The organism is Collinsella aerofaciens (assembly GCF_039752985.1).
GTDB classification, from domain to species: Bacteria; Actinomycetota; Coriobacteriia; order Coriobacteriales; family Coriobacteriaceae; genus Collinsella; species Collinsella aerofaciens_BT.
In genome coordinates this window covers 1-3,964 of record NZ_JBDMHA010000099.1, presented here as the reverse complement: position 1 = coordinate 3,964, position 3,964 = coordinate 1, and the positions used below count along the sequence as shown (strand labels likewise).

General features: G+C 60.7%; 3 protein-coding genes. 2 read left to right on the top strand and 1 reads right to left on the bottom strand.

Going from position 1 to position 3,964, the window contains the following annotated elements; all coding sequences use genetic code 11:
• On the top strand, positions 1 to 1,082 hold a 1,082-nt coding region (locus tag ABHR76_RS09540; protein ID WP_346977543.1), incomplete at its 5' end, for a lipopolysaccharide biosynthesis protein.
• A gap of 316 nt (positions 1,083 to 1,398) precedes the next feature.
• Here ABHR76_RS09540 and ABHR76_RS09535 read toward each other — a convergent pair.
• Positions 1,399 to 2,238: a metallophosphoesterase family protein gene (locus ABHR76_RS09535; RefSeq protein WP_138112830.1), complete on the bottom strand. Its 840-nt coding sequence runs from the start codon at positions 2,236 to 2,238 to the stop codon at positions 1,399 to 1,401.
• Between the two features lie 253 nt (positions 2,239 to 2,491).
• On the opposite strand from ABHR76_RS09535, the gene ABHR76_RS09530 reads away from it, so the two are divergent.
• The coding region (locus tag ABHR76_RS09530; protein WP_346977541.1) for a potassium/proton antiporter at positions 2,492 to 3,964 on the top strand (1,473 nt) is incomplete at its 3' end.

Below are 3,964 nucleotides of genomic sequence, written 5' to 3'. Positions count from 1 at the left end.
GCAACTACGGCGTGCGCAATTTCCAGGTCTCAGACATCGACGAAAAGACGTCCTTTGCCTCCTACCAGCTCAACCGCTGGCTTTGTGGAGCGCTCGCCCTAGGCTGCGGCCTCATGTACAGCAGCGCCCGCGGCTATGACGCGCAGATGGCGACGATCGGCCTGGGCGTCTACCTCTACAAGGTGATCGACGGCGTCGCCGACGTGTACGAAGGCCGCCTGCAGCAGGCCGACAAGCTCTACCTGGCCGGCATGAGCCAAACGCTACGCTCCGTCGGCGTCATCGCGGTCTTTAGCGCGGCGCTGTTCCTCACGCGCAGCATGCCCATCGCGGCCATGGCCATGGGCATCGCCGCGATCGCCTCGCTCGTGCTGGTCACCGCGCCGCTTGCCCTGCTCGAGACCGAAAAATCGCGCCGCGTGAGCCTGCGCGAGGTCGGCCACCTGTTTGTCCAGTGCGCCCCGCTCTTTGGTGCACTGTTCCTGTTCAACCTTATTGAGAGCATGCCCAAGTTTGTGATGGAAGGCACGCTGGCATACAAATATCAGCTGTACTTTAATGCCCTGTTCTTTCCGGCGCAGGCTATTTTGTTGAGCGTCGGATTTGTCTACAAACCGCAGCTCCTGCGCTTGTCGAGCATTTGGGCTAATCCTCGCAAGCGTCGTCGCTTTGACCTGATTATTGTTGCCGTTATGGCGCTGATCGTGGCCATCACCGGCGTGTGCGCCGCATTTATGGCAGGTCCCGGTATTCCCCTCATGAGCTTTATGTACGGCCTCAGCTTTGAGCGCTACCGTACGCTGGCGTTGCTGATGGTCGTCGCCGGCGGCGTCACCGCGGCCATCGACTTTATCTACGCCATCATCACGGTGCTACGCCACGCTGGAGACGTCACCAAGATCTACCTGATCTGCTTCGCCGTAAGCGTGGTGCTGCCGGTGATCTTGATTAAGCTGCTGGGTCTGATGGGCGCTGTGGTGAGCTACCTAGCCATCATGGCCCTACTCCTGGTGCTACTGATTATCGAGTACGCCCACATCCGCCAACGCATAGAACGCGACCGCAACCCATACGGCGCCTAATTAGCTGCCCGGTCACCGGAATTTGCGATGGAATCACCCCGGCTGGGGTCTCGTTGCGGACAATATTCATCACGCAAAACTAAGTGAGTAGACTTTTACCGAATCCCCGACCACACCAACAGAGCACAAGTCTGTGACCTGCGGTTTTATTGAGGCAAATATGTTGGGTGCTCGGCATTTCCAAAAAAGTCTACTCACTTAGCCGGCGGGCAGCCAAATGATTATTTAATCCCCGTCCCAGAGAAATCAATTAGCGGGCAGAAGGGCAAAAGTAGTCAAATAAGCCCCGTCCCAAATTAGCTACCCCTTGCACCGATTATTCGCCCGGGTTGATGTTCGCGTAGAACTCCGCCCCGTCGTCCAGGCGCAGGATGCCCACGCGACCGAACTCGGAGCCGGTGGCGGCAGCGCAGTCGATGTCGATGCGATCGGGCACACCGGCGGCATCCTCGCCGCCCAGGCGCACAATCTGCCCGCGGCCCGACTCCTCATCGAGCCCCGCAAGACCACCGACCTCGCAATAACGCCCGAGCGACACCGTTGGCGTGTGACCGCTCACCACGACCGGACCCTTGCCCTCGGCAGAAAGCAGCCCAGTCGGCACATCCCAATAGCCGTGACGAATCCACAGCAGGTCATCGGACGACTGCACCGCGAGCATCTGCTGCAGCAGCTCGCGATCGGCACCCACCGCTCCGACGCCATCGGCACAATCGACACCATGCTCAAGCAAAAACGCGCGCGCCGCCTTCATCTCGATTCCAGCATGTACCAGCAGATACGGGCGCTCCTCGGTCTCGACCACCGCGTAGAGCGGCAGCGCGGCCATCCATCGCACGAGCTCCTCGTATGCCTCAAATTCCATGTCGTTGAGCTGCTCACGCGTCGTCCAGCCACCGTTGATATCCCAGGTCTCGGCATCGAGCGGATCCTGGCCAATGATGGCATCGAGCATGATCTGCTCGTGATTACCCTTGAGCACGTGGGCGTTGGGCAGCGAGCGCACGAGCTTAATAACGCCGACCGGATCGGGCCCGCGATCGATCATGTCGCCCAGCACGTACAGCGTGTCGTCGGACGTCAAAGAGATCTTAGACAGGGCCTCGTCAAGCGCACGCACGTGCCCGTGAGCATCAGATGTCACATAGATCGCCATGGTACGCCTCTCCTTGCATTGCGGCCGAAGCCCGGTGCCGCAACTAAAACTTCAAGTTGAACTTAAACGTTACCCATTGTACTCCGTTGCAATAAAGCTGGAAAGGGTTTCCGAGCAGAGGCAAAGACGGCAGCCATCTATGACGATATCGCGCACGCCCGCAATCCAACCCCATAAACCCACCATCTTTGGGTACAAATAACCGCAGACAACTGACCGTGCCACGCCAACCACCCAGGAGCGGACACTATCCATGAACCAGATCCTTCTCTTTATCGGCCTCGTCATCATTTTGTGCCTGACCATCAAACCCGTCGGCAAAAAACTCCCCTTCCCCACCCTGCTCATCTTTATCGCGCTGGGCATGCTGTTGGGCGTCAACGGCCCGACGCATATCGACTTTAGCGACTACGCACTCACCGAAACCGTCTGCAGCACGGCGCTGCTGTTCATCATGTTCTACGGCGGCTTTAACACCAATATCGACCGCGCCAAGCCCGTCGCTGCGCCGGCGGTGCTGCTGAGCACGCTCGGCGTCGTCATCACTGCCGGCATCACCGGCGTGTTCGCCCACTTCGCGCTGGGGTTCGACTGGATCGGTGGCCTGCTGCTGGGATCGGTCGTGGCATCCACCGACGCGGCAAGCGTCTTTAGCGTACTGCGTGAGCACAGCCTGTCGCTGAGAGGTGGCACCGACTCGCTGCTCGAGGTCGAATCGGGCTCCAACGACCCCGTCGCCTACATGCTCACCGCCGTGCTCGCCACACTAGCGGCCGGCGGCGACATCAACATTCCCGCACTGCTGGCCAAGCAGATTATCCTGGGCGTGGGCCTGGGCCTTGCCATCGGCTGGGCGGCGGGCCGCCTGATTGAACGCGCGCACGCAACGGCCAAGGACGCGCAGACCATCTTTTTGTTCGCCGTGGCCATCGTCGCCTACGCGCTGCCGAGCTACCTGGGCGGCAACGGCTTTTTGGCTGTATACCTGGCCGGCATTGTGCTGGGTGCCAGCGACATCACCGGCAAAGTCGAGATGGCGCACTTCTTTGACACCCTCACCGAGATGGCAGAGATGACCATCTTCTTCTTGCTGGGCCTGCTCGTTACACCCGCACGCCTGCCGCAAATGCTGCTACCGGGCCTGGCACTCATGGCGTTTATGCTCTTTGCGAGCCGCCCCATCGCCGTAGGCATGCTGCTAGCGCCGTTTAGGACGAACCCTCGCCAGGTCGCGCTCGTAAGCTGGGCGGGCCTGCGCGGAGCAGCTTCGGTCGTCTTTAGTCTCTTTGCCGTGGTGGCCGGCGTTCCCGGCGGACACGACCTATTTGACCTGGTGTTTGTGATTGCCGTGTCGAGCATTGTGGTGCAGGGCTCGCTGCTGCCGGCGGTGGCGAAGAAGCTCGATATGATCGATGCGACCGGCGACGTGCGTCGCACCTTTAACGACTACCGCGACGAAGACGGCATGTCGTTCGTCAAGCTCAAGGTAGGCGCTGGACATCCGTTTGCCGGTCGCTCGCTCGCCGACATTGGCAGCGCCACAGACATGCTCGTGGTCCTGGTGCTGCGCGACGGGGCGCACCCGGTACTGCCCAATGGCGACACCGTGATCCAGGAAGGCGATCTGTTGGTGATGGCCGCCCCAACGTTCGAAGAGCGTGCCGAGGTTACGCTGCGCGAGGTCACCGTGACGCCCCACGGTCGCCTGGCCGGCCAGCGTCTGCGC